General features: G+C 45.0%; 1 protein-coding gene. It reads left to right on the plus strand.

Features of this window, described 5'->3' with window-relative positions; translation table 11 throughout:
* Nucleotides 1-1,185, plus strand: a complete 1,185-nt coding sequence (tuf, locus tag GQR38_RS19910; RefSeq protein ID WP_024589451.1) for an elongation factor Tu — start codon at nucleotides 1-3, stop codon at nucleotides 1,183-1,185.
* Nucleotides 1,186-1,191: the final 6 nt, after the last annotated feature.

A 1,191-nucleotide genomic window follows, 5' to 3' on the forward strand; every position in this document is an offset into this window, starting at 1 on the left:
ATGGCAAAAGAAAAGTTTGAACGCGTAAAACCGCACGTAAACGTTGGTACAATTGGCCACGTTGACCACGGTAAAACTACACTAACTGCAGCAATCACTAACGTACTTGCAAAAGTATACGGCGGTGTTGCTAAAGATTTCGCATCAATCGACAACGCTCCTGAAGAGCGCGAACGTGGTATCACTATTTCAACGTCTCACGTTGAATACGATACTCCTTCACGTCACTACGCACACGTAGATTGTCCTGGTCACGCCGATTATGTTAAAAACATGATCACTGGTGCTGCTCAAATGGACGGCGCGATCTTAGTAGTTGCTGCGACTGATGGCCCTATGCCACAAACGCGTGAGCACATCCTTCTTTCTCGTCAAGTTGGCGTTCCTTACATCATCGTGTTCATGAACAAATGTGACATGGTAGATGACGAAGAGCTACTTGAACTAGTAGAAATGGAAGTTCGTGAACTTCTTTCAGAATACGATTTCCCAGGTGATGACTTACCTCTAATTGCTGGTTCTGCGCTTAAAGCGTTAGAAGGCGAGAAAGAGTGGGAAGATAAGATTGTTGAGCTTGCAAACGCACTTGATACTTACATCCCAGAGCCAGAGCGTGACATCGATAAGCCATTCATCATGCCTATCGAAGACGTTTTCTCAATCCAGGGTCGTGGTACTGTTGTAACTGGTCGTGTTGAAGCTGGTATCATCCGCATCAATGACGAAGTAGAAATTGTTGGTATCAATGATACAACTCGTTCTACTTGTACTGGTGTTGAAATGTTCCGTAAGCTTCTAGACGAAGGTCGTGCTGGCGAAAACATCGGCGCACTTCTACGTGGTACTAAGCGTGAAGACGTTGAACGTGGTCAAGTACTAGCTAAGCCTGGTTCAATCAACCCACATACTACATTCACTTCAGAAGTATACGTACTTTCGAAAGATGAAGGTGGTCGTCATACTCCATTCTTCAAAGGTTACCGTCCACAGTTCTACTTCCGTACAACTGACGTAACGGGTGACGTACAGTTACCAGATGGCGTAGAAATGGTAATGCCTGGTGATAACATCAAGATGACAGTAACTCTAATCGCACCAATCGCGATGGATGAAGGTCTTCGTTTTGCTATCCGTGAAGGTGGTCGTACTGTAGGTGCTGGTGTTGTAGCAACTATCGTAGCGTAATTATTA

This window comes from Pseudoalteromonas sp. c7(2019), assembly GCF_011378625.1.
GTDB lineage: Bacteria > Pseudomonadota > Gammaproteobacteria > Enterobacterales > Alteromonadaceae > Pseudoalteromonas > Pseudoalteromonas arctica.

Coding starts and splice junctions, on each gene's coding strand:
- tuf (WP_024589451.1), top strand. CDS start 1: ATGGCAAAAGAAAAGTTTGAACGCGTAAAACCGCACGTAAACGTTGGT.